This window comes from Xylanimonas allomyrinae (assembly GCF_004135345.1).
Lineage (GTDB): Bacteria > Actinomycetota > Actinomycetes > Actinomycetales > Cellulomonadaceae > Xylanimonas > Xylanimonas allomyrinae.
Genome location: NZ_CP035495.1, coordinates 3033297 through 3056868 on the forward strand (window position 1 = coordinate 3033297; position 23572 = coordinate 3056868).

General features: G+C 71.7%; 16 protein-coding genes and 4 CRISPR repeat arrays. Of the genes, 12 read left to right on the forward strand and 4 right to left on the reverse strand.

What is annotated here, in order from left to right:
• The first annotated feature begins 214 nt into the window (after positions 1-214).
• The 8 genes from ET495_RS13720 to cas1e all read left to right on the forward strand — a co-directional run bounded on the left by ET495_RS13720 (position 215) and on the right by cas1e (position 9550).
• Complete coding sequence (locus tag ET495_RS13720; RefSeq protein WP_129205263.1) at positions 215-1306, forward strand: CRISPR-associated endonuclease Cas3''; 1092 nt, start codon at positions 215-217, stop codon at positions 1304-1306.
• Positions 1207-3207: a CRISPR-associated helicase Cas3' gene (gene cas3 / locus ET495_RS13725; RefSeq protein ID WP_129205264.1), complete on the forward strand. Its 2001-nt coding sequence runs from the start codon at positions 1207-1209 to the stop codon at positions 3205-3207. The genes ET495_RS13720 and cas3 overlap by 100 nt, the downstream gene beginning before the upstream one ends.
• Positions 3204-4874, forward strand: a complete 1671-nt coding sequence (gene casA, locus ET495_RS13730; RefSeq protein WP_129205265.1) for a type I-E CRISPR-associated protein Cse1/CasA — start codon at positions 3204-3206, stop codon at positions 4872-4874. The genes cas3 and casA overlap by 4 nt, the downstream gene beginning before the upstream one ends.
• Before the next feature lie 151 nt (positions 4875-5025).
• Positions 5026-5580: a type I-E CRISPR-associated protein Cse2/CasB gene (gene casB, locus ET495_RS13735; RefSeq protein ID WP_129205266.1), complete on the forward strand. Its 555-nt coding sequence runs from the start codon at positions 5026-5028 to the stop codon at positions 5578-5580.
• Positions 5577-6725, forward strand: coding sequence for a type I-E CRISPR-associated protein Cas7/Cse4/CasC (gene cas7e, locus ET495_RS13740; protein ID WP_129205267.1), 1149 nt, complete (start codon positions 5577-5579; stop codon positions 6723-6725). Before casB ends, cas7e begins: the two co-directional genes overlap by 4 nt.
• A complete protein-coding gene (cas5e, locus tag ET495_RS13745; protein ID WP_129205268.1) occupies positions 6722-7447 on the forward strand; it encodes a type I-E CRISPR-associated protein Cas5/CasD in 726 nt (241 codons plus the stop codon). Before cas7e ends, cas5e begins: the two co-directional genes overlap by 4 nt.
• Positions 7447-8133, forward strand: coding sequence for a type I-E CRISPR-associated protein Cas6/Cse3/CasE (cas6e, locus tag ET495_RS13750; protein WP_129205269.1), 687 nt, complete (start codon positions 7447-7449; stop codon positions 8131-8133). The genes cas5e and cas6e overlap by 1 nt, the downstream gene beginning before the upstream one ends.
• Before the next feature lies 1 nt (position 8134).
• The gene (cas1e, locus tag ET495_RS13755; RefSeq protein ID WP_162616491.1) at positions 8135-9550 is read left to right on the forward strand and encodes a type I-E CRISPR-associated endonuclease Cas1e; all 1416 of its coding nucleotides are present in this window, start codon (positions 8135-8137) and stop codon (positions 9548-9550) included.
• Between the two features lie 44 nt (positions 9551-9594).
• Positions 9595-11090: a CRISPR direct-repeat array (repeat unit 28 nt; unit sequence GTGTTCCCCGCGCGAGCGGGGATGAGCC).
• A gap of 94 nt (positions 11091-11184) precedes the next feature.
• On the opposite strand, the gene ET495_RS13760 is transcribed toward cas1e, so the two are convergent.
• Positions 11185-12432, reverse strand: coding sequence for an IS256 family transposase (locus ET495_RS13760; protein ID WP_129201780.1), 1248 nt, complete (start codon positions 12430-12432; stop codon positions 11185-11187).
• Positions 12433-12567: 135 nt separating this feature from the next.
• A CRISPR array of direct repeats spans positions 12568-13937; the repeat unit is 28 nt; unit sequence GTGTTCCCCGCGCGAGCGGGGATGAGCC.
• A 165-nt stretch (positions 13938-14102) separates the two neighbouring features.
• On the opposite strand from ET495_RS13760, the gene ET495_RS13765 reads away from it, so the two are divergent.
• Positions 14103-15350, forward strand: coding sequence for an IS256 family transposase (locus tag ET495_RS13765; RefSeq protein WP_129201780.1), 1248 nt, complete (start codon positions 14103-14105; stop codon positions 15348-15350).
• 64 nt (positions 15351-15414) lie between these two features.
• Positions 15415-16789: a CRISPR direct-repeat array (repeat unit 28 nt; unit sequence GTGTTCCCCGCGCGAGCGGGGATGAGCC).
• Between the two features lie 443 nt (positions 16790-17232).
• Positions 17233-17583: a helix-turn-helix domain-containing protein gene (locus tag ET495_RS13770; RefSeq protein WP_211340822.1), complete on the forward strand. Its 351-nt coding sequence runs from the start codon at positions 17233-17235 to the stop codon at positions 17581-17583.
• Between the two features lie 15 nt (positions 17584-17598).
• Here the strand turns inward: ET495_RS13770 and ET495_RS13775 are convergent, their stop codons facing one another.
• Positions 17599-18669, reverse strand: coding sequence for an IS110 family RNA-guided transposase (locus ET495_RS13775; protein ID WP_129204636.1), 1071 nt, complete (start codon positions 18667-18669; stop codon positions 17599-17601).
• 90 nt (positions 18670-18759) lie between these two features.
• On the opposite strand from ET495_RS13775, the gene ET495_RS13780 reads away from it, so the two are divergent.
• Together ET495_RS13780 and istB are read left to right on the forward strand one after the other, a co-directional pair.
• Positions 18760-19815, forward strand: coding sequence for a Mu transposase domain-containing protein (locus tag ET495_RS13780; protein WP_211340849.1), 1056 nt, complete (start codon positions 18760-18762; stop codon positions 19813-19815).
• Positions 19815-20621, forward strand: a complete 807-nt coding sequence (gene istB, locus ET495_RS13785) for an IS21-like element helper ATPase IstB (RefSeq protein WP_129202792.1) — start codon at positions 19815-19817, stop codon at positions 20619-20621. Before ET495_RS13780 ends, istB begins: the two co-directional genes overlap by 1 nt.
• A 98-nt stretch (positions 20622-20719) precedes the next feature.
• Positions 20720-21663: a CRISPR direct-repeat array (repeat unit 28 nt; unit sequence GTGTTCCCCGCGCGAGCGGGGATGAGCC).
• A gap of 180 nt (positions 21664-21843) precedes the next feature.
• On the opposite strand, the gene ET495_RS13790 is transcribed toward istB, so the two are convergent.
• Positions 21844-22434, reverse strand: a complete 591-nt coding sequence (locus ET495_RS13790) for a bacterial proteasome activator family protein (RefSeq protein ID WP_129205270.1) — start codon at positions 22432-22434, stop codon at positions 21844-21846.
• Between the two features lie 81 nt (positions 22435-22515).
• Complete coding sequence (locus ET495_RS13795) at positions 22516-23493, reverse strand: NAD(P)H-quinone oxidoreductase (protein ID WP_129205271.1); 978 nt, start codon at positions 23491-23493, stop codon at positions 22516-22518.
• Positions 23494-23572 lie beyond the last annotated feature (79 nt).

Genomic DNA, 23572 nt, shown 5'->3' on the forward strand with positions numbered 1-23572 from the left:
CCTTCCTGCTTTCGGAGCACGGGAGCGAGGCTGCGCTGATGCGGGCACGAGCGGCTCAGAAAGCGGTGAGCGACGTCTTCGACTCGATTCTCGGGCAATACGCGACAGAGCCGCCCGCGAGCGTCGGCTGTCGGCTTATGTGTCAGGCCACTGCGCTAGAACCATCAGCATGCTCTAGGCCGCAGTCCCCACCAGGAAGGGGTTGAGTCAGGTGATGTGCACCCACGCGGGGCACCTGTCCGCCCCGGCGCGCGCCGTCTGGGCGAAGAGCTGGCCGATGCACGGCGCCGAGCTGCGGTTCTGGTCGCCGCTGTGGCAGCACCTGCACGATGCCGCCGGGATCGCCGGCAGGCTCTGGGACGAGTGGCTCCCGCCGTCGGTCACGCGCCAGATCGCGCAGGCCGCAGGGGGCGAGCCCGGTGGCCGCGCGCTCGTGTGCTTCCTCGCCGGGGTGCACGACATCGGCAAGGCCACCCCTGCATTCGCCGTCCAGGTGCCCGCGTTGCGCGACGAGATGGTCCAGGCAGGGCTCGGCATGCCGTTGGTGCTGGCGGCACGAGCGACGTGCAAGCACGGACTGGCCGGGCAGGTGATCCTCGAGGCGTGGCTCGAGGCTCGCGCCGGCTGGACCAGGCCGCAGGCGCGCGCGTTCGCGTCCGTCGTCGGCGGGCATCACGGGATCCCGCCGTCGGACGGCGAGGCGCAGGCCGCGCGTGCGCCGACCGCCGCGAACGAGGAACTGCTGGGCGGGGCCGCGTGGCGCGACGTCCAAGCCGAGCTGCTGGACCACATGGCAGGCAGGGTCGGGGCGTCGTCGTACCTCGACGGCGAGGCGTGGCGCACGCTCCCGCGACCGGTGCTGGCGCTGGCGCTCGCGGTCGTCGTCGTCGCGGACTGGCTCGCCTCGAACCAGGACCTGTTCCCGCTCGTCGACGTGGAGGGGGATCGCAGGCCGCTCGCGCAGCCGGACGGTGACGACGACGCCCGCCTCGACGCAGCGTGGCGTGGTGTGGCGCTGCCCGCGCCGTGGTCGCCGAGCCAGGTCGAGGGCGCCGCCGCGGAGCTGCTGCGCGCCCGGTTCGACCTGCCGCCGTCCGCGAGCGCCCGCCCCGTGCAGGAGGCCGCCGTCGCGGCGGCTCGCGCGATGGACCCGGCGGGGATCCTCGTGATCGAGGCGCCGATGGGGAGGGCAAGACGGAGGCCGCGATGCTCGCTGCGGAGATCCTGGCTGGGCGCGGCGGGGCCGGTGGTGTGGTGGTCGCGCTCCCGACGCAGGCGACGTCGGACGCCATGTTCCGCCGGGTGATGCGGTGGGTCGCGCACCAGTCGGTCACGCGCACGGGCGCGGACGTGCTCACGGGCGACGATGCGGGGAGCGGCGAGCGCCGGTCGGTGTTCCTCGCCCATGGCAAGGCGTGGCTCAACCCGGACTACGACGACGTGCCGCGGGGTCGGGCGCCGGTGCTCGACGTGGGCCGGGACGAGGGCCACGCGTCGCAGACTGGCGACGGGGGCGTCTATGTCGACGGCTGGATGCGCGGGCCGCGCAAGGGTGTCCTCGCGGACTTCGTGGTGGGCACGATCGACCAGGTCCTGTTCGCGGCTCTCGCGTCGCGTCATGTCGCGCTGCGTCATCTGGCGTTCGCGCGCAAGGTGGTGGTGCTCGACGAGGTGCACTCGTTCGACGCGTTCATGAACGTCTACCTGGTGCGTGCCCTGGAGTGGCTGGGTGCGTACGGGGTGCCCGTCGTCGCGCTGTCGGCCACGCTCCCGAGCGCGCTGCGCGACACGCTGGTCGACGCGTACGAGCGCGGGCGGTCCATGGCGGTTCCGGCCGTGGCTGAGGAGGGCGGACGCCGCCGACGCCGCCGTCGTGGGTCCGCCGACGGCGAGGGGGTCGCGGCCGGTGGCGGCGCGGCTGACGGGCCGGCGCTGCCGTCCTCGGTGCTCACCTTCACCCGTGCGGGTGTGGCCGAGCGGCTCGTGCCCGCGACGTCGGACAGGCGGCAGCGCGTGCGGGTCGAGACGGCGGAGGAGCGCGAGGTCCTGACGCTGCTCGACGAGGCGCTCGCGGGTGGCGGGTGCGCGATGGTCGTCCGGAACACGGTGCGCAGCGCCCAGCGGACGTTCCGTGAGGTGCGTGCACGGTACGCGTCGGACGACGCGACCCAGGTCGTGCTCCTGCACTCGCGGTTCCTCGCCTGCGAGCGCACGGCCCGCGAGGCCGCGCTGGTCCAGATGCTGGGCCCGCCGCAGGCCGACGGCGGCCGGGGCGGGCGCCCGCAACGGCTGGTGGTCGTCGGGACGCAGGTCGTCGAGCAGAGCCTCGACATCGACGTCGACCTGCTCGTGACCGACCTGGCACCCACGGACCTGCTGCTGCAGCGCATCGGTCGCCTGCACCGCCATCAGGAGCGGCCGCCGGAGCATCGCCCCGAGCGGGTGCGTGAGCCGCGGGCGGTCGTCGTCGGCGTCGAGGACTGGCGGGCGGATCCGGTGGTCGCGGACGGCGGCAGCCGCGCGGTGTACGGCGAGCATCTGCTGTTGCGTGCCGCCGCCCAGGTTCTCGACGTCGTCGCCGCGGGTGGCGTGGTCGACCTGCCTGCGGACATCCCGCGGCTTGTCGAGGTCGCCTACGGTGACGCCGTGCTCGGTCCGCCGACGTGGCAGGTCGCGATGGCGAGGGCGCGGCGAGCGCACGACGCGGGCGTCGCGGAGCGTGAGGACCGTGCGGGTGTCTTCTGCCTGCCGGCGCCGGACTCGCCGCGGTTCGGGCTGTCCGGCTGGCTGGACGGTCACGTGGGCGAGGCCGACGTGGCGGGCGCCCGCGCACAGGTCCGTGACGGCGAGGACTCGATCGAGGTGCTCGTGGTCCAGGAGGACGCGGCCGGGGCGTGGCGTGTCCCGGACTGGTTGGAGACGCCCGTCAGGGGAGAGCTTCTGCCGCGGAGCGAGGCGCCCCGGGCCGCCGTCCGCCGTGTGCTGGCCGGCGCTGCCGTCAGGCTGCCCAGGGCGGTCGCTGCCGGCCGTCACGGGGACGCCCTCATCGACCTGCTGCAGAGTCTCGACGTCGAGGCGTGGCAGGAGGCACCCGAGCTTGCCGGGCAGCTGGTGCTGCCCTTCGACGACGAGCGCCGGGCCGCCGTGCCCGGGTTCGTGCTGACCTACGACCCGGAGACGGGCCTCGACGCGGAGCGTGACGGATGAGCGATCTTCACTTCAACCTCGTGGACGAGCCCTGGATCCCGGTGCTCTCCACGCAAGGCCGCGCGAGCGAGGTGTCGCTGCGCGAGGTCTTCCACCGGGCGCGCGACGTCGTGACGCTCACCGGGGAGCTGCCCACGCAGTCGGTGGCGTTGCTGCGGCTGCTGCTGGCCGTCCTGCACCGGGCGGTGGAGGGCCCGGTGAGGCTTGAGGACTGGGCGGAGGTGCGAGATCGCTGGGACGAGACGGTCGAGGACGTCGACTCCTACCTCGACGACTGGCACGACCGGTTCTGGATGCAGCATCCCGCCCAGCCCTTCATGCAGGTTCCGGACCTGCGCACGGCCAAGGACGAGGTCTTCGGCCTGGAACGCATCGTGTGCGACGGCCCGGGGACGTCCACGTTCCTGACGACGCGGGTCGGTGCCGCGCTCCAGACGGCGTCGTGGCCGGAGGCGGCCCGCTGGCTGGTCCACGTGCACGCCTACGACGTCTCAGGGATCCACTCGGGTGCTGTCGGCGACCCCCGCGTCAAGGGAGGGAAGGGCTACGGCATCGGCACCGGCTGGGCGGGTCAGATCGGAGCGCTCCACCTGGTGGGCGACGACCTGCGCGAGACGCTGCTGCTCAACCTCCTCGTCCCCGGGGCCGCAGGCATGGAGGTCGACGCCGGCGCGGACCTGCCCGTGTGGGAGCGGCCCCCGCTCGGTGTGCTCCCCGAGGGCTGGCATCCCGACGACGGCGCCGACCAGGCCTACCGCCGTCCGCGCGGTCCCGTCGACCTGTACACCTGGCCGACCCGCCGCATCCGGCTCGAGGGGACGCCCGAGCGGGCGACCGGCGTCGTCAACGCCCAGGGTGACCGTGCGACGCCGCACAACCGCTTCACGGTCGAGCCGATGACGGCCTGGCGGCACTCGGACCCGCAGACCAAGAAGTTCGGGCACGACACCTACATGCCGCTCAAGCACGAGCGGTCCCGTGCCGCCTGGCGGGGGTTGGAGGCCCTGCTGCCCCGCACCAGCCACCCCGCCAAGGACGGCGGCCCCGTCCGGCGGCGCCCGCCCGCGCTCGCCGAGTGGGCCGCGCAGCTCGGCACCGCGGAGCTGGTCGGCCCGGGGCTGCTGCGCTGGCGCGCGGTCGGGATCGAGTACGGATCCAACGAGTCGGTGTACGACGAGATCGTCGCCGACGAGCTCGCCCTCCCGGCGGCGCTCTTCACCGACCACGAGCTTGCGCAGCTTGCCGTCGACGCCGTGGACGCGGCGGAGAAGGCCGTCTTCGCCCTGGGCAGCCTCGCCCAGAACGTGGCCCTCGCCGCCGGGGGTTCCACCGAGTCGGACGCGCCGCGCACGCGAGTGGCCACACGGGCCTACGCCGAGCTCGACCCCGAGTTCCGCACCTGGCTCCGGACGCTGACGGCCGGCGCCGACCCGCTGGAGCGTCGCGCGGCCTGGCACCGGTCGGTGCTGTGGCTCGTGAACGACCTCGCCGACGAGGAGGTCGACGACGCCGGGCCTGCCGCGCTCGTGGGTCGCACCGCGGGCGGGCAGTTCCGTGACGCGGGCCTCGCCCTGCACTGGTTCCGCAAGAAGGTCCGTGACGTGCTGCCGCACGCATTCGCCCCCCACCCCCCGACAGCGCCGTCGAACCCCGAGGAGACACCATGAGCCATCCGCTCGCACCGATCACCGCCGCAGGCGGGCCAGACGGGCGGGGACCTGCCCCGGGTCGACGCCGCCCCGGGACCGCGTGCGGAGCCTCGTCGCGTCTCGCGCCTCCGCGCTGGCGGCGTCACGGCACCGGCCTCCGACGATCGCGATGCTCGCGCGCCTGCGGGCGAACCTGGGCCGTGAGCCCGGCGTCGACCCCACGATCTGGGCGATGACGATCGACGACGTGTCGAACGAGGCGAAGAGCGACACGCCCACGCGTGAGGAGCGTTCGGTGCACCTCGCGATGACCTTGTTCGCGGCGCACCAGCAGTCGCGTCCGAACGGTGTGCACCTGCCCAGCGTCGGTCTCGGCCAGGCGATCGCCCGCCTCGACCGGGCCGTCACCGGGGGTGACGGCGACGGGACGTCGTCCGTGCGACGCCGGTTCGACGCCGCCGTCACCAGCGCCACCCTGCCCGAGATCGCCCACCACCTGCGTGGTCTCGTCGGGCAGCTTCGCAGCGCCGACGTCGGGCTCGACTACGGCCTGCTCGCGCAGGACCTGTGGGACTTCCAGCAGCCGGGTCGCACCGACGACGTCCGGCGCCGCTGGGCACGCCAGTACTACCGCCTCGACCGTCAGGCCGCGGCAGACGATTCGAGCACCACCGAGAGCACCACTGAGAGCACCACCGAGAGCACCGCCGAGGAGCACTTGTGACCCGCACGATCGTGGACGTCCACCTGCTGCAGACCGTCCCCCCGAGCAACCTCAACCGTGACGACACCGGATCGCCCAAGACGGCGACCTACGGCGGCGTCCGGCGCGCCAGGGTGTCGTCCCAGGCATGGAAGCGCGCCACCCGCCAGGCGTTCCGTGACCACCTGGACGCCTCCGAGCTCGGGGTGCGGACCAAGCGCGTCGTCGAGCTTCTCGGCGAGAGGATCGGCACGATCGACGCCGACCTCGCCGGTGACCAGGCCCTGGCCGCGGCACAGAGCGTGCTCACGGCGGCCGGCATCTCCGTGAAGGAGCCGCGCACCAAGAAGGGCGCCCCCGCCGAGTCGGGGTACCTGCTCTTCCTGTCGGAGCAGCAGATCGACGCCCTCGCCCACCTGGCGGTCGAGGCTGCCGTGGCCGGGCAGGCGCCCGCCAAGGCGGATGCGCAGGCGCTCGTCAAGGGCAAGAACTCGATCGACCTGGCCCTGTTCGGCCGTATGGTCGCCGACGTCACCGACCTCAACGTGGACGCCTCGTGCCAGGTCGCGCACGCACTGTCGACCCACGCCGTCGAGACGGAGTACGACTACTTCACCGCCGTCGACGACCACAAGGCCGCCGACGCCGAGGAGGACCACGGCGCCGGGATGATCGGCACGGTCGAGTTCAACTCGGCCACGCTCTACCGCTACGCGACCGTCGACGTCGACCTCCTGGCCGCGAACCTGGGGGACGTCACCGCCACCGAGCGTGCCGTGCGCGCGTTCCTCGAGGCGTTCGTGAAGTCGATGCCGACCGGCAAGCAGAACACCTTCGCCAACCGGACGCTGCCCGACGCCGTCGTGATCAGCGTCCGCGAGGACCAGCCGGTCTCGTACGTGGGCGCCTTCGAAGAGGCGGTCACGGAGACGATCGACGGCGGCCGCGTGCGCCGATCGGCGCAGAAGCTCGCCGACTACGCGCGCGACGTCGCGGACGCCTACGGCGACGGCTCCGTCGTCAAGACGTGGGTCGTCGGCATCGGGTCGGCCGCGGAGCCGCTCGAGGCGCTCGGCGAGCGTGCCGGGTTGGACGCCACCATCGACGCGGCCGTCTCACTGGTGTCCGCGCGGCTGGCTCCCGCGAGCGACGCCGTGCCCGCATGAGCACGCTCGTGCTCCGGCTCGCCGGGCCGATGCAGGCGTGGGGTGGCTCGTCACGGTTCACGCGGCGAGCCACCGACCACGCGCCGACGAAGAGCGGCGTCGTCGGACTGCTCGCTGCGGCGCAAGGGCTGCGACGGACAGACCCTCTGGAGGATCTGCTCTCGCTGCGGTTCGGCGTCCGCCTGGACCAGCCCGGACGGGTCGAACGGGACTTCCAGACGACCCGGAGCGCCGACGGCGGCAAGTCGTTCCCCCTGACCGAGCGTTTCTACCTCACCGACGCCACCTTCGTCGCCGCGGTCGAAGGGGACGCGGCCCTCGTCGCAGCCCTCGACGAGGCCGTGCGCCGTCCGGCGTTCCCGCTGTACCTGGGGCGCCGGTCCTGCCCCCCGGCGGGTCCGCTCACGATGGGCGTCCGGGACGCCGACCTGTGGTCGACTCTGACCGACCTGGATGCCACGCCCTGGCAGGCGGCCACCTGGTGGCGCCGCAAGCAGGCGAACGACGTGCGCGTCGAGGTGCGCGTGGACGCCGAGGCCGTGCCTGCCGCGCTGCCCGACCGTGACCGCGTGACGCTGAACCAGCAGGACTCACCGGTCAGCTTCGACCCGCGCATGCGCGAGTGGGGCTGGCGGTCCGTCGTCCAGACGTCCGTCCTCGTTCCGAACCCCGACGGCCACCGTCACCGTCACGACCCGATGGCCTTGCTCGGAGGCGCCTGATGCATCTGTCGCGAATCCAGATCAACCCCGCCCGGCGCGGGGGCCGCAAGCTCCTCGGATCGCCGCAGGCGATGCACGCGGCCGTGCTCGCGGCGTTCCCGCAGCCGGACGGCGAGCGCGGGCGCGTCCTGTGGCGTGTCGACCGCGACACGCACCAGTGCTGGCTGTACGTGGTGAGCGCGCCCGCGCCGGACTTCGCCCACATCGTCGAGCAGGCGGGATGGCAGACGACCGAGGACACCTGGGCGGTGCGCCCCTACGCACCGCTGCTCGACAGGCTTGAGGAGGGGCAGACCTGGGCCTTCCGGCTCACCGCGAACCCCACCAGGGCGAGCCGCGCCACCACGGTGGCCGACGGCGTCCCGGTGCCGCCCGCCACCAAGGACGGACGTTCGCGCAGGTACGGCCACGTGACGGTCAGCCAGCAGGTCGAGTGGCTGACGAGCCGTGCCGCGGGCTGGGGGTTCGCTCTCCTGCGGAACGACGCGACCAGGGACGTCGTCGTCCACGACCGGCGTGTGGAACGGTTCCACCGCGCTGGCGCCACCGTGACGATCGCCAAGGCGACCTACGACGGCGTACTCACCGTCACCGATCCTGGTGCGCTCCGGCACGTCATGACCGCGGGCGCAGGCCCGGCGAAGGGGTACGGGTGCGGCCTCCTGACGCTGGCGCCGGCATCCTGACATGATTCCCGGCGCGCGGCCGCCGTCGGTCCCGGACCTCGTGCGAGCCCAGGACCGCCTGACGTTCCTCTACCTGGAACGGTGCGTCGTCTCGCGCGACGCCAGCGCGATCACGGCGACCGACGAGCGCGGCACGGTGCACATCCCCGCAGCGACGCTCGGAGCGCTGCTCCTGGGCCCAGGCACCAACGTCACGCACCAGGCGATGGTCCTGCTCGCCGAGAGCGCGTCCACCGTCGTCTGGGTGGGCGAGCGAGGCGTGCGCTACTACGCGCACGGAAGGTCGCTCGCTCGCTCCTCGCGGCTTCTCGAAGCCCAGGCCCAGCTCGTGACAAGGCGAGACACCCGCCTCACCGTCGCGAGGAAGATGTACGAGATGCGCTTCCCAGGGGAAGACGTCGCGTCGCTCACGATGCAGCAGCTGCGCGGACGCGAAGGCGCCCGCGTGCGCCGCACCTACCGGGAAGAGTCCCGCCGCACCGGCGTCGCCTGGACCGGCCGCGACTACCGGCCAGACGACTTCGCCGCATCCGACCCCGTCAACCAAGCACTCTCCGCAGCCACGACCTGCCTGTACGGGATGACGCACGCGGTCATCGTCGCGCTGGGCTGCTCACCCGGGCTCGGCTTCGTCCACACCGGCCACGAACGATCGTTCGTCTACGACATCGCAGACCTGTACAAGGCGGAGCTCGCGATCCCCGTCGCGTTCGACGCCGCCACGCTCAACCTTGCCGACATCGGCGGTCACGTCAGACGCGAGATGCGCGACCGCATGGTCGCCGCACACCTGCTCGAGCGCTGCGTCCGCGACGTGACATGGCTGCTGACAGGCGAGGACGCCGACACGGGGCAAGACGCGGAGGAGTGGGCCGACGTCGTCATGCTCTGGGACGGGCAGGGCTCCGCCGTCGCCGGGGCACGTCTACGGGACCGAGCACGAGGACCCCGGCTGGTGATCGTCGTCGTGCTGTCCGTGACACCGGAGAAGCTCCGCGGCGAACTGACACGGTGGCTGCTCGAGATCAGCGCGGGCGTCTACGTCGGACACCTGCCGGCACGGGTCCGCGAACGCCTGTGGACTCGGATCGTCGACGACGTCGGCCGCGGAAGAGCGCTCATGGTCTGGTCGGCACGCACCGAACAGCGACTCGCGTTCCGCGTCCACAACCACGCGTGGTCCGTCGAGGACTTCGACGGGATCGCGCTCATGCGACGACGTTCCGTGCGGCGCGATCCCGCGAGCGCCGCAGACCTCCCGCCCCGGCAACCGGGCGAGAAACCCGAGGACCACGAATCGTCGGGAGGCACGCGCACCTGGAGCAACGCCGGCCGACGCCGCCGGTACCGCTCCAGCGTCGAACAACGCCGAATCACGCTGAAAGGTCAAGACAGAGACCCCGAGGCGGACGAGTGAACGCGAATGATGGCGGGAGGCGATAGCGTCCCTGGTCAGGAAGTGTGTTCCCCGCGCGAGCGGGGATGAGCCCGCGCCTGCCGAGGACCGAGCGCGAGCCGATGGGTGTTCCCCGCGCGAGCGGGGATGAGCCGGCGTCGCGTGCGGCGTCGTCCAGGCCGTGCCCGTGTTCCCCGCGCGAGCGGGGATGAGCCCCGCGAGTGGCCGCCCGAGATCGAGGGGTGGCTGTGTTCCCCGCGCGAGCGGGGATGAGCCCGAGTCGGGCGAGGGTTCGGGACGCGCGACCGGGTGTTCCCCGCGCGAGCGGGGATGAGCCCTACGTCCAGGCCCACCTCGGCCACGAGTCCATGTGTTCCCCGCGCGAGCGGGGATGAGCCCTGCTCGATGCTGATGACGGCCAGGTCCTCGTAGTGTTCCCCGCGCGAGCGGGGATGAGCCCCTGCGGCGACAGCCGGGGTGACCACGGTGCGCGTGTTCCCCGCGCGAGCGGGGATGAGCCCCGGAGCGCAGGTCCCTGAGGTACCGGGCGTGCGTGTTCCCCGCGCGAGCGGGGATGAGCCCCCACACTTTGTGGGGGTGCAAGCCCAAGAGGGGTGTTCCCCGCGCGAGCGGGGATGAGCCGCTCGAACACCTGACGCGCGAGCATGGCTGCGAGTGTTCCCCGCGCGAGCGGGGATGAGCCCTGGCCGGCGGCGACGATCACGCCGGACGCCGTCGTGTTCCCCGCGCGAGCGGGGATGAGCCCAGGCCGAAGGGGACGGCGCTGACGGGCCACTGGTGTGTTCCCCGCGCGAGCGGGGATGAGCCGGTGATGAAGTCGGTCTCGCCGAAGCGCATGGGGTGTTCCCCGCGCGAGCGGGGATGAGCCGCCGACCGCGTCGGTGGCGGGCAGGAGGTCCCAGTGTTCCCCGCGCGAGCGGGGATGAGCCTGCTCTGACGCTCGCCGGGGCCTACCAGTACCGGTGTTCCCCGCGCGAGCGGGGATGAGCCCTCTGTGGTCGACTGATTCGACCACGGGGAGGCGGTGTTCCCCGCGCGAGCGGGGATGAGCCGGCTCTGGCCGACAATGGCGCGACGCTCGACATGTGTTCCCCGCGCGAGCGGGGATGAGCCGGCAGCCATCCGCGCCGGACGCCGCGACGTGCTGTGTTCCCCGCGCGAGCGGGGATGAGCCCCAGATCGCCCTGCGCTTGGAGATCGTGTTCGGGTGTTCCCCGCGCGAGCGGGGATGAGCCTGTCGGCAACCCAGTCGGCATCGTCGCCTCGAGGTGTTCCCCGCGCGAGCGGGGATGAGCCGGCGAGCGACGCCTTCCTTGCGTCACTCGGGATGTGTTCCCCGCGCGAGCGGGGATGAGCCTTGCTTCGTTGAGGCCGAGACGGACACATAGGCGTGTTCCCCGCGCGAGCGGGGATGAGCCCGTAACCGCCCGCAGCCGCCCGAACGCGAGCTCGTGTTCCCCGCGCGAGCGGGGATGAGCCTCAAAGGCGGGCACCCGCGTGATCCCCCTCGTAGTGTTCCCCGCGCGAGCGGGGATGAGCCGGAGTGACCCATGGCTGGGACCAACATCCCCTCGTGTTGGTCAAGCCCCAGCAGGTGGTGTAGCGCGTTGTGATCCTTCGTCGTGTCGGTCAGGTCAGGCGGCGGCTCCGAGGGTCAGCGGCTGGGCGGGGACGACGTCGGTGGAGACGGCCAGAGGGGTGCGTGCCTTCTTGAGGGCGTCGAGGGAGAAGTAGCGGCGCCCTTCGGCCCACTCGTCGTGCTGTTCGGCCAGGACGGCGCCGACGAGCCGCACGATGGCGTCACGGTTAGGGAAGATGCCCACGACGTCGGTGCGACGGCGGATCTCCTTGTTGAGCCGTTCGTTGGGATTGTTCGACCAGATCTGTCTCCAGATCTCCTTGGGGAACGCGGTGAACGCGAGGATGTCGGCGCGGGTGGCGTCGAGGTGGTCGTGCACGTCGGGCAGCGGGGTGGCGACCATGTCGAGGAGCTGGTCGAACTGCGTGGTCACCGCCGCGGGGGTGGGCTGGTCGTAGACAGAGTGCAGCATCGCCTTGACGGCCGGCCAGGACGCCTTGGGGCACACGCTCATGAGGTTCGCGGCGTAGTGAGTGCGGCAGCGTTGCCAGGTCGCTCCGGGCAGGTTCGCCGCGATCGCTTCGACCAGGCCGCGGTGGGCGTCCGAGGTCACCAGGCGCACCCCGGTCAGGCCGCGGGCGACGAGGTCGGCGAAGAACTCGTTCCACGCCGCGCCGGTTTCCGAGGTCACCACGCGGGTGCCGAGGACCTCACGGTGCCCGTCACCGTTGACGCCCGTGGCCACGAGCACGACGGCGTTGATCACCCGGCCGGCCTCACGGACCTTCATCGTCAAAGCGTCCGCGGCGACGAAAGTGAACGGGCCGGACTCGTCCAGCGGGCGGTGGCGGAACGCGTCGACCTGCTCGTCCAGGTCGGCGGCCATGCGGGAGACCTGCGACTTCGAGAGCCCGTCGATCCCGAGGGTCTTGACGAGCTTGTCCATCCGGCGCGTCGAGACGCCTGCCAGGTAGCAGTCCGCGACCACGGTGGTCAGGGCGGACTCGGCCCGCTTGCGGCGCTCGAGGAGCCAGTCTGGGAAGTAGGTCCCCTCGCGCAGCTTGGGGATCGCCACGTCGATCGTCCCGACCCGGGTGTCCAGGGGCCGGTGCCGGTACCCGTTGCGCTGTGTCGTGCGCTCGGGCGAGCGTTGGCCCCACTCGGCGCCGACGACCGTGTCGGCGTGCTCGGAGAGCAGGGCGTTGATGATGTTGCCCAGCATCGTGCGCATGAAGTCCGGGGAGGACTCGGCCAACGCTTCGTGAAGCAGGCGGGCAGGGTCGATCATGTGAGGTGCGGTCATCGCGGGTACTCCGTTCGAGCGAACTTGGGAAGGTTCAACTCGAAGGATCACGCGGTGGCCGCCTCTCATCTCCCGGCTGTCACGCCGGCGACGGCCACCTGGCCGACCTACACCACTCTGCGGGACTCAACTCTCGTGTTCCCCGCGCGAGCGGGGATGAGCCCTCGACGCACAATCTCGCGAGCAAGCTCAAGGTGTGTTCCCCGCGCGAGCGGGGATGAGCCCAAGGAAGCCCCCCACCTGACTGTGCAGGTGGGGTGTTCCCCGCGCGAGCGGGGATGAGCCGACCTTCCAGCAGATCGGGTCGAGCGCGTCGTGGTGTTCCCCGCGCGAGCGGGGATGAGCCCGTGAACTCGGTCTTGGCGGCGAGCTTGCGGTTGTGTTCCCCGCGCGAGCGGGGATGAGCCTGCCTGCGCCTCGGAGCGGTGCTTGCGGTCGATGTGTTCCCCGCGCGAGCGGGGATGAGCCCGTGCTCGGCGCGACTCCGAGAGCGTCCGCGAGGTGTTCCCCGCGCGAGCGGGGATGAGCCTGAGGGTTTGAGATGACTGACTTCCTGCCCATCGTGTTCCCCGCGCGAGCGGGGATGAGCCGTCCCCGACATCGCGCCCGGTCCGGAGGTCGACGTGTTCCCCGCGCGAGCGGGGATGAGCCCCGAGATCGGAGCGCTCAGCGCGCCGCCCGGATGTGTTCCCCGCGCGAGCGGGGATGAGCCCGGCCCGCCACCTGCATTATGCGAGGTGGCGGGGTGTTCCCCGCGCGAGCGGGGATGAGCCCCCGCGCCGAGTGCCGTGCTCGATGCGCTCGACGTGTTCCCCGCGCGAGCGGGGATGAGCCCGACTGCGCGTAGCCCGAGCGCACCTGGCCGGTGTGTTCCCCGCGCGAGCGGGGATGAGCCCGACCAGACGAATGGCAGGGGGTGACCGTCCATGTGTTCCCCGCGCGAGCGGGGATGAGCCTCGCTCGACCTGCTCGGCCTCAGCGGGCAGCAGGTGTTCCCCGCGCGAGCGGGGATGAGCCGATGCCGCGACGATCCTCGTCAAGGATCATCCGGTGTTCCCCGCGCGAGCGGGGATGAGCCCTCGGGCAAGAGCCTGCGCGACGCGATCGACCTGTGTTCCCCGCGCGAGCGGGGATGAGCCCCACGGTGTCGCTTCCATCAGAGAGTCCTCCATGTGTTCCCCGCGCGAGCGGGGATGAGCCCTGCACCTGCGTGATCGGGGCGTCAGCGTTCTCGTGTTCCCCGCGCGAGCGGGGATGAGCCCGGCTAGCGCCTCCGCCGAGAACGAAAACGGTGGTGTTCCCCGCGCGAGCGGGGATGAGCCCCAGGCGCTCGACGAGGCGTCCGGCAAGGCCCGGTGTTCCCCGCGCGAGCGGGGATGAGCCCGACTTGCTCGACGCCCTCGGCTACACGTCGCTGTGTTCCCCGCGCGAGCGGGGATGAGCCTGCCGACGCCGTCGTGCCGGTCAGTCCGTGCGCGTGTTCCCCGCGCGAGCGGGGATGAGCCCGTCGAGCACCCCGGCAGGGGGATCTGCTCACCAGTTGAGTCCCGCAGAGTGGTGTAGGTCGGCCAGGTGGCCGTCGCCGGCGTGACAGCCGGGAGATGAGAGGCGGCCACCGCGTGATCCTTCGAGTTGAACCTTCCCAAGTTCGCTCGAACGGAGTACCCGCGATGACCGCACCTCACATGATCGACCCTGCCCGCCTGCTTCACGAAGCGTTGGCCGAGTCCTCCCCGGACTTCATGCGCACGATGCTGGGCAACATCATCAACGCCCTGCTCTCCGAGCACGCCGACACGGTCGTCGGCGCCGAGTGGGGCCAACGCTCGCCCGAGCGCACGACACAGCGCAACGGGTACCGGCACCGGCCCCTGGACACCCGGGTCGGGACGATCGACGTGGCGATCCCCAAGCTGCGCGAGGGGACCTACTTCCCAGACTGGCTCCTCGAGCGCCGCAAGCGGGCCGAGTCCGCCCTGACCACCGTGGTCGCGGACTGCTACCTGGCAGGCGTCTCGACGCGCCGGATGGACAAGCTCGTCAAGACCCTCGGGATCGACGGGCTCTCGAAGTCGCAGGTCTCCCGCATGGCCGCCGACCTGGACGAGCAGGTCGACGCGTTCCGCCACCGCCCGCTGGACGAGTCCGGCCCGTTCACTTTCGTCGCCGCGGACGCTTTGACGATGAAGGTCCGTGAGGCCGGCCGGGTGATCAACGCCGTCGTGCTCGTGGCCACGGGCGTCAACGGTGACGGGCACCGTGAGGTCCTCGGCACCCGCGTGGTGACCTCGGAAACCGGCGCGGCGTGGAACGAGTTCTTCGCCGACCTCGTCGCCCGCGGCCTGACCGGGGTGCGCCTGGTGACCTCGGACGCCCACCGCGGCCTGGTCGAAGCGATCGCGGCGAACCTGCCCGGAGCGACCTGGCAACGCTGCCGCACTCACTACGCCGCGAACCTCATGAGCGTGTGCCCCAAGGCGTCCTGGCCGGCCGTCAAGGCGATGCTGCACTCTGTCTACGACCAGCCCACCCCCGCGGCGGTGACCACGCAGTTCGACCAGCTCCTCGACATGGTCGCCACCCCGCTGCCCGACGTGCACGACCACCTCGACGCCACCCGCGCCGACATCCTCGCGTTCACCGCGTTCCCCAAGGAGATCTGGAGACAGATCTGGTCGAACAATCCCAACGAACGGCTCAACAAGGAGATCCGCCGTCGCACCGACGTCGTGGGCATCTTCCCTAACCGTGACGCCATCGTGCGGCTCGTCGGCGCCGTCCTGGCCGAACAGCACGACGAGTGGGCCGAAGGGCGCCGCTACTTCTCCCTCGACGCCCTCAAGAAGGCACGCACCCCTCTGGCCGTCTCCACCGACGTCGTCCCCGCCCAGCCGCTGACCCTCGGAGCCGCCGCCTGACCTGACCGACACGACGAAGGATCACAACGCGCTACACCACCTGCTGGGGCTTGACCTGCTCACCGTGTTCCCCGCGCGAGCGGGGATGAGCCCGCCTGCGCATCCTGACGTCAGTTCCATCCGAGGTGTTCCCCGCGCGAGCGGGGATGAGCCGGGAGGCCATGCTGCCGAGCAGGCTTCCGACGCGGTGTTCCCCGCGCGAGCGGGGATGAGCCCGGGTTGGTGATCCGGGTCGCGTACCCCTTGCCGTGTTCCCCGCGCGAGCGGGGATGAGCCGGCACGCGGCGTGGAGCCGCTGACGGCCGACCCGTGTTCCCCGCGCGAGCGGGGATGAGCCGCACTACAGCGCTGACAACCTGCCGCCGTCGTGGTGTTCCCCGCGCGAGCGGGGATGAGCCTCTGGCGTGGACAGGGCGGCGATGGTCGAGCCGTGTGTTCCCCGCGCGAGCGGGGATGAGCCCGGAAGCCCCTTCCGATGGGAGGAACTGTCCGCGTGTTCCCCGCGCGAGCGGGGATGAGCCGCTCCTCCCCGATTGGAAGGGCCCGGCGGAGGTGTGTTCCCCGCGCGAGCGGGGATGAGCCGTCCTGGGCCTCCGTCACCACCATGGTGATGCAGTGTTCCCCGCGCGAGCGGGGATGAGCCTGCGGTGTCGGTGAGTTCCCGGTCGAACACGACGTGTTCCCCGCGCGAGCGGGGATGAGCCTGCGTCGGCGGTGACAGCGAGCCCGACGCCAGGGTGTTCCCCGCGCGAGCGGGGATGAGCCCACCAACTGGTCGCCCCGCCCGGGCTTCCCGAGGTGTTCCCCGCGCGAGCGGGGATGAGCCGTGGTCGTGCAGGTGCGAGGAGTGGGACGCCTCCGTGTTCCCCGCGCGAGCGGGGATGAGCCTGCGTCACCGAGCCGCGTACCAATGTCATCCATGTGTTCCCCGCGCGAGCGGGGATGAGCCTGTCGCCACCGTCGCATCGCCCTCATAGAGCGCGTGTTCCCCGCGCGAGCGGGGATGAGCCCTCCTCGATGGCATCGACCTCGGAGCGCACCCGGTGTTCCCCGCGCGAGCGGGGATGAGCCGCTCTCGGACGACTTCTACGACCACCCGAAGTTGTGTTCCCCGCGCGAGCGGGGAAGAGCCAACCGCGACACCGTCTCGTCGTCCAGAGTGTGCGTGTTCCCCGCGCGAGCGGGGATGAGCCCGGGGAGTACACGTCCCTGTCCAGGTCGAACGCGTGTTCCCCGCGCGAGCGGGGATGAGTCGGCTCTGGCCGACAATGGCGCGACGCTCGACATGTGTTCCCCGCGCGAGCGGGGATGAGCCCTCGGGGAACGAGTAGACGTCCGAGTGCCCCTCCGTGTTCCCCGCGCGAGCGGGGATGAGCCCTTGGCCCGCACGCCCGCGCCCTGACCGCCGAGGTGTTCCCCGCGCGAGCGGGGATGAGCCGTCGGTGATCGCGAGCGCAGAGTCCGGCAGCGAGTGTTCCCCGCGCGAGCGGGATGAGCCGTCGAGGCCGAGCGCCTCGACGAACGGCTTCAGGTGTTCCCCGCGCGAGCGGGGATGAGCCCCACCCCGACGTCGACCACCTGCAGGCGGACATGTGTTCCCCGCGCGAGCGGGGATGAGCCGACGGTGGTTGGGCAGGTGCCGCCGCATCGCGCGTGTTCCCCGCGCGAGCGGGGATGAGCCGAGACGGTGGCGGCGCACGCGCAGCCCGAATGCGTGTTCCCCGCGCGAGCGGGGATGAGCCCGCGAGCGCGTGCCCGCCGGGGCGCAGCACGCGGTGTTCCCCGCGCGAGCGGGGATGAGCCCGCTGTCGACGACGCCTGAAGTCTGGACGGTTGCGACGCTCGAAAGGTGAACACTCACGACGATCGGAGAGTGATCACTTTGGAGGACTGGGCGTTGATCCGGCGGTTGGCCGGCGAGGGCGTTCCGAAGGCTCAGATCGCGGCGCGGTTGGGGATCTCGCGCACGACGGTGGTCAAGGCGGTGGCCTCTGCCGGGCCGCCGAGGTACGAGCGGCGGGCAGCGTCGACGGCGTTCACGCCGTTCGAGGCGGCGGTGCGGCGGTTGCTGAACGACACCCCGGACATGCCGGCTACGGTGATCGCCGAGCGGGTCGGGTGGACGGGGTCGATCACGTGGTTTCGGGACAACGTGCGGCGGTTGCGGCCCGAGCAGGCGCCGGTGGATCCCGCTGACCGGTTGACGTGGCTGGCCGGGGACGCGTGCCAGTGACTCTCCTATGTCTCGTCAAGTCGTGAGCAGTGGCACGGCGGCCGCGTTGAGGTAGCGGTAGATGTGCCGTGCGAGGTAGCGCTTGAGGCACCTGCGGATCTCGCGCGTCGTGGATCCTTCGGCGGTGCGTCGAGCGACGTAGGCGCGGGTGGCCGGGTCGTGCGCCATGCGTGTGATCACGGCCATGTGGAGGGCGCGGTTCAGGCGTCGGTCGCCTCCGCGGTTGAGGCGATGCCTGGTGGTGTTTCCCGACGATGCGGGGATCGGGTTGACTCCCGCGATCGCCGCGAACGCGGCCTCAGACCGTACGCGTCCCGGGTGCGACCAGACAGTGAGTGCGACGGCTGCCGTGACTGGCCCGATCCCGGCCTTCTCCAGCAGTCCGGCCGCAGGGGTGGTCCGCACGAGGGCGTCGATCCGCGTGGCGTTGGTCGACAGGTCGTCGTCCAGGGCTTGGACTCGGCTGGCCAGCCGCACGGCCTCCGCGCGAGCGGTGGCAGCGCCGATCTCTTCCTTCCGGGCGCGCCAGCGCGAGACCTCGGTGATCTGCTTGGCAGACAAGGGTCGGCGGGCGTCGACTCCGAGGTCCATGGCGCGCACCAGAGCGGTCAGCGCATTGATGGCAGCGGTGCGCTCGGTCGTCATGTGCTCGCGTGCGGTGACGAGAACCCGCAGCGCTGCCCGCTCACCGTCGCTGGTGCGAGGAACTCGCAGTTCGTTCTCCGTCAGAGGCAGGGCCGCCGCTGCGATCCTGCGGGCGTCGAGCTCGTCGGACTTCCCGAGTCCCCGGTTGCTGCGCGCCGCCATGCGTGGAGCCTCTACGGCGTCGTATCCGGACTCGAGCACGGCACGGCAGAGCAGCGCCCCGTAGGTACCGATGCCTTCGATGACCCACAGTGCATCGAGATCACCAACAGTCCGGCGGGCCGCCCAGGCGATTGCTCGCTTGAGTCCTGCGGGCGTTGACGGGAACTGGGCCGAGTCTATGAAGCCTCCCGTCGGAGCCTCCAGGACGCTCAGCGTGTGGGTGCGGGCGTGGGTGTCCACGCCGATGACGTAGGGGCGGGCCTGCGCGACGATGGTCACGGCGGTCGTGCTTCCTTCCAGATCGGGAACTGAACGGCCGTCGAGGGCCGGCGCCGGTCTGGGGAAGAGTCACTCCGGGGCAACACTGTGATGGGCCACGACCCGCAGGTCGGGCAGTCTCCTGATCAGGACACCGAGGTGGGCCAGAGCGGCGCCGGCCGCCTGCTCGTGCGGACAAGTCACTGCAACGACACCCAGAGCCGGGGTCAGCGATCTGTCGAGTCACACACGGGCAGGACGGCCAGCACCACCCTGACGAGCCGATCCCAGATCAGCCACCGGGATACTCACAGCGATCTGTGGTTCCCGCCGCGCAAGATCCCGCTCGAGGACGGGTCGATGACGTTGCTGCCGGTGCTGGTGCTCACGTGCGCGTACTCGCGGTTCATGCTCGCCACGATGATCCCGACTCGGCACACGCAGGATCTGCTGCTGGGGATGTGGGTGCTGCTGCAGCAGCTGGGCCGGGTTCCGCGGCGGCTGATCTGGGACAACGAGTCGGGCATCGGGCGCGGCAAGCGGCATGCCGAGGGGGTCGCGGCGTTCACCGGCACCCTGGCCACGACGTTGCTGCGCCTGAAGCCGTATGACCCGCAGTCCAAGGGCGTGGTGGAACGACGCAACGGGTTCTTCGAGACCTCGTTCATGCCCGGGCGCGACTTCGCCTCTCCGGGCGACTTCAACGACCAGTTCGCCGACTGGCTGACCGGGGCGAACGCGAGGATCGTGCGCACGATCCGGACCAGGCCGTTGGACCTGCTCGAGGCCGACAAGGCCGCGATGCTGCCGCTGCCGCCGGTGGCGCCGGCGGTGGGCTGGGTCAACCGGATCCGGCTGGGCAACGACTACTACGTGCGTGCCGGTACAAACGACTACTCGGTCGACCCGGCGATGATCGGCCGGTTCGTGGACGTGCACGCCGACCTGGCCCGGGTCGAGGTCCGCCACGCCGGGCGCGTGGTGGCCGCCCACGACCGGGTCTGGGCGCGCGGCATGACGATCACCGACCCGGCCCACGTGGCGACCGCGAAGATGCTGCGCGAGCGGTTCCAGGCGCCCCGCCCGGCACAGGCCGAGTCGATGGTGCGGGACCTGGGCGAGTACGACCGCGCGTTCGGCATCATCACCGGCGAGGTGGCGGTCTGATGGCGGCCGCGGCCAAGCCCGCGGCGGGCGAGACGCTCAAGCAGCTGAACTACCTTGCCGCCGCGCTCAAGGCACCACGGATCACCGAGTCCGCCGCCCGGCTGGCCGACCACGCCCGCGATGCCGGCTGGACCCATGAGGAGTACCTCGCCGCCGTCCTCGAACGCGAAGTCGCCGCACGCAACGCCTCCGGCGCTCAGCTACGCATCCGTGCCGCCGGGTTCGCCGCCCGCAAGGCGATCGAGGAGTTCGACTTCGACGCCCAGCCCGCCGTGCGCCAGCCGATCGCCGCGCTGGCCTCCGGCGGGTTCCTGACCGAGGCACGCAACGTCGTGCTGCTCGGGCCACCCGGCACCGGCAAGACCCACCTGGCCATCGGTCTGGGCATCGCCGCCGCTCATCACGGCTACCGGGTCCTGTTCGCGACGGCAACCGGCTGGGTCACCCGCCTGACCGACGCCCACCGCGCCGGCAAACTGCCCCAGGACCTGGCGAAACTGCGCCGCTACGGTCTGATCATCATCGACGAGGTCGGCTACCTGCCCTTCGAGCAAGACGCCGCGAACCTGTTCTTCCAACTCGTCTCGGCCCGCTACGAACACGCCTCGCTGATCCTGACCTCCAACCTGCCCTTCAGCGGCTGGGGCGGCGTCTTCGGCGACCAAGTCGTCGCCGCAGCGATGATCGACCGCATCGTCCACCACGCCGACGTCCTGACCCTCAAAGGCGCCAGCTACCGGCTACGCAACCGCGGCCTCGACACCCTGCCCAGCATCCGCGAGACCACCGACCCCCAGCCGACCTAGGCTGGCCCCACACCGTTCACTTTTCGAACGCCGAAAGTGTTCAGTTTTCGAGCGTCGTCGACACCCGCTCGCCCGGAGGACATGGCCGCGGCATGCGAGTGTTCCCCGCGCGAGCGGGGATGAGCCGGGCCTCACTGCACTGCAGGTCAAGGCGTTGCGGTGTTCCCCGCGCGAGCGGGGATGAGCCGCAGTACGAGCAGGTCGGTAACGCCGTCCCGCCGGTGTTCCCCGCGCGAGCGGGGATGAGCCGGCGGCGCGGGCCCGGGTGCTGCGGCCCGCCAGGTGTTCCCCGCGCGAGCGGGGATGAGCCGTTCAACGAGCGCGCCCACCGCTACTGGCTGGAGTGTTCCCCGCGCGAGCGGGGATGAGCCGGCCCTGTTCGACCGGTACGGCGACAAGCGTGGGTGTTCCCCGCGCGAGCGGGGATGAGCCGGCCGGTGCCCGCGGAGTCCGCGAGGATGCCGTGTGTTCCCCGCGCGAGCGGGGATGAGCCGTTGACGATCGCCATGGGTCGGCCCTCCTGGGGGTGTTCCCCGCGCGAGCGGGGATGAGCCCGCAATCGAGGAGATGGCGAAGGCGGGCGTCTCGTGTTCCCCGCGCGAGCGGGGATGAGCCCCCCGTCACGAGCGACGCCTGCTTGCCGTACACGTGTTCCCCGCGCGAGCGGGGATGAGCCTCGCTCGACCTGCTCGGCCTCAGCGGGCAGCAGGTGTTCCCCGCGCGAGCGGGGATGAGCCCCGTGTCAACCCGAGACGGGCAGCAGTTTCGCTGTGTTCCCCGCGCGAGCGGGGATGCGCCGCGCGAGATGACCGCCACCTTCACAGCCACCCTGTGTTCCCCGCGCGAGCGGGGATGAGCCGCCGGTTGAGACGAAGGCCGCGCCGGCGCCAACGTGTTCCCCGCGCGAGCGGGGATGAGCCCGGTGCCGGCTTCCCCGTGGTCACGCGCTGGCGGTGTTCCCCGCGCGAGCGGGGATGAGCCCGTGATCGCGACGTACGCCTTGATCGTCGAGGAGTGTTCCCCGCGCGAGCGGGGATGAGCCGCCCAACGGGTCCAAGGCCCCCGCGATCGGCATGTGTGCCGCGCCCGATCGGGCGTGAGTCGAGCACCCTCGAGCGTCCCCTGCGTCAGCGGTGGGAAAGCCGTCGGTCGGGCGGTCTCCCCATCGCCTTCCCCGGCCGCACCCAGTGCTGCTGGATTCTCAGCCCTCGGCGTCCGAGGTTCAGAGGTACTGCCCGGGCGAGGGCCGCCCGTCTTCCGCGCCGTGTGGCAGCCCGTGCGCTTCGGCTCCGCGGACGGCTTCGGGTCCTGCGGGTCCGGGGAATGCCCCGGGCGGGAGCCCGCGTCGCATCTGTGAGAGCTGCGCCTGTGCCGCCATCTGTTGTGCGACGAGTGCCGTCTGGATTCCGTGGAACAGTCCTTCGAGCCATCCGACGAGTTGCGCTTGCGCGATGCGTAGCTCGGCGTCCGACGGCGGTGTGCCGTCGTCGGCGAACGGCAGGGTGATGCGGTGGAGCTCGTCGACGAGGTCGGGGGAGAGGCCGCCCTCGAGCTCGTGCAGCGAGCGTTCGTGGATTCCGGCGAGGCGCGCGCGGGCGGCGTCGTCGAGCGGCGCGTCTCGGACCTCGTCGAGCAGTCGCTTGATCATGCCGCCGATGCGCATGACTTTGGCGGGCTCCTCGATGCGCGAGACCTCGTCGTCCTCTTCTTCGGGTTCGGGGGGTGTCTCGGCGGGCACGTCTTCGCCTTCGGGTGTGACGACGCGGTGCTCGTGTGGTTCGCCGCTGCTCGGGGTCTGCTCAGGCTCCGTCATGGCTCCATCCTCCCGCGCGCTCGCTCGCCTCGCCCTCGCCCGTTGGGGTTGGCGCGTGGTGGTGGGTCGTCTGCCGGCGCGTCATGGTTTCAGCAGGACCTTGCCGAAGGCTTCGCCGCTCTCCAGCAGTGCGAGCGCCGTGTCGGCGTCGGCGAGCGGCAGGCGGGCGTGGATCACGGGCCGCACACGTCCGTCGGCGACCATCGGCCATACGTGATCGCGCACGGCTGCGACGATCGCAGCCTTTTGTGCTGCGGTGCGGGAGCGCAGCGTGGTCCCGGTCACGGTGGCGCGTTTGGTCAGCAGGGCGTTGAGGTCGAGCTCGCCGCGCCGGCCCTGCTGCAGGCCGATGACGACGAGTCGTCCCTCGGGCGCGAGCGCTCGCACGTTGTCGGGCAGTGCGCGTCCGCCCAGGACGTCGAGCACGACGTCGGCGCCGCGGCCGGACGTGGCGGCGCGCACGGCGGCGACGAAGTCCTCACGGCGGTGGTCGACGACGACGTCGGCGCCGAGCGCGCGGACGCGTGCGGCCCGTTCGGGGCCGCCGGCGGTCGCGACGACATGTGCCCCGAGCGCTTTCGCGAGCTGGACTGCGATGGTCCCGACGCCGCCCGACCCGCCTTGGACGAGCACCCACTCGCCGGGCTTCAGGCGCGCGGTGTCGACGAGGTTGGTCCAGGCGGTGCACACGGCTTCGGGTAGCCCGCCGGCGTCCACGAGGTCGACGCCGACGGGCGCCGGCAGGGTCTGGGCGGCGCGTGCGACGGCGAGCTCGGCGTAGCCTCCGCCCTCCAGCAGCGCGACGACCGGGTCGCCGACACGCGGCCACGACACGCCGTCGCCTGTTGTGGCGACGATCCCTGCGATCTCGAGGCCCGGCCGGTCGGGCGCCCCGGGTGGCGGCGGGTATTTCCCGGCGCGTTGTAGCAGGTCAGCCCGATTCACGCCAGCGGAAGCGACGGCGATGACGACGTCGCCGCTGCCCGGTTCGGGTGTGTTTGCGTGAGAAAGGAGGAGTTTCCCTCCGTCGCCTTGGGACGATATCGTGACCGCTCGCACACCCGGAGCCTACCCACGCGCGCCTCGGATCAGGCGTTTCGCGCCGGGCGTGTGCACGGACCACGTGCCGCGGACGTGC

Coding starts and splice junctions, on each gene's coding strand:
- ET495_RS13790 (WP_129205270.1), bottom strand. CDS start 22,434: ATGACGGAGCCTGAGCAGACCCCGAGCAGCGGCGAACCACACGAGCAC.
- ET495_RS13765 (WP_129201780.1), top strand. CDS start 14,103: ATGACCGCACCTCACATGATCGACCCTGCCCGCCTGCTTCACGAAGCG.
- cas5e (WP_129205268.1), top strand. CDS start 6,722: ATGAGCACGCTCGTGCTCCGGCTCGCCGGGCCGATGCAGGCGTGGGGT.
- cas3 (WP_129205264.1), top strand. CDS start 1,207: ATGCTCGCTGCGGAGATCCTGGCTGGGCGCGGCGGGGCCGGTGGTGTG.
- casB (WP_129205266.1), top strand. CDS start 5,026: ATGCTCGCGCGCCTGCGGGCGAACCTGGGCCGTGAGCCCGGCGTCGAC.
- casA (WP_129205265.1), top strand. CDS start 3,204: ATGAGCGATCTTCACTTCAACCTCGTGGACGAGCCCTGGATCCCGGTG.
- istB (WP_129202792.1), top strand. CDS start 19,815: ATGGCGGCCGCGGCCAAGCCCGCGGCGGGCGAGACGCTCAAGCAGCTG.
- cas1e (WP_162616491.1), top strand. CDS start 8,135: ATGATTCCCGGCGCGCGGCCGCCGTCGGTCCCGGACCTCGTGCGAGCC.
- ET495_RS13720 (WP_129205263.1), top strand. CDS start 215: ATGTGCACCCACGCGGGGCACCTGTCCGCCCCGGCGCGCGCCGTCTGG.
- ET495_RS13760 (WP_129201780.1), bottom strand. CDS start 12,432: ATGACCGCACCTCACATGATCGACCCTGCCCGCCTGCTTCACGAAGCG.
- ET495_RS13780 (WP_211340849.1), top strand. CDS start 18,760: ATGGGCCACGACCCGCAGGTCGGGCAGTCTCCTGATCAGGACACCGAG.
- cas6e (WP_129205269.1), top strand. CDS start 7,447: ATGCATCTGTCGCGAATCCAGATCAACCCCGCCCGGCGCGGGGGCCGC.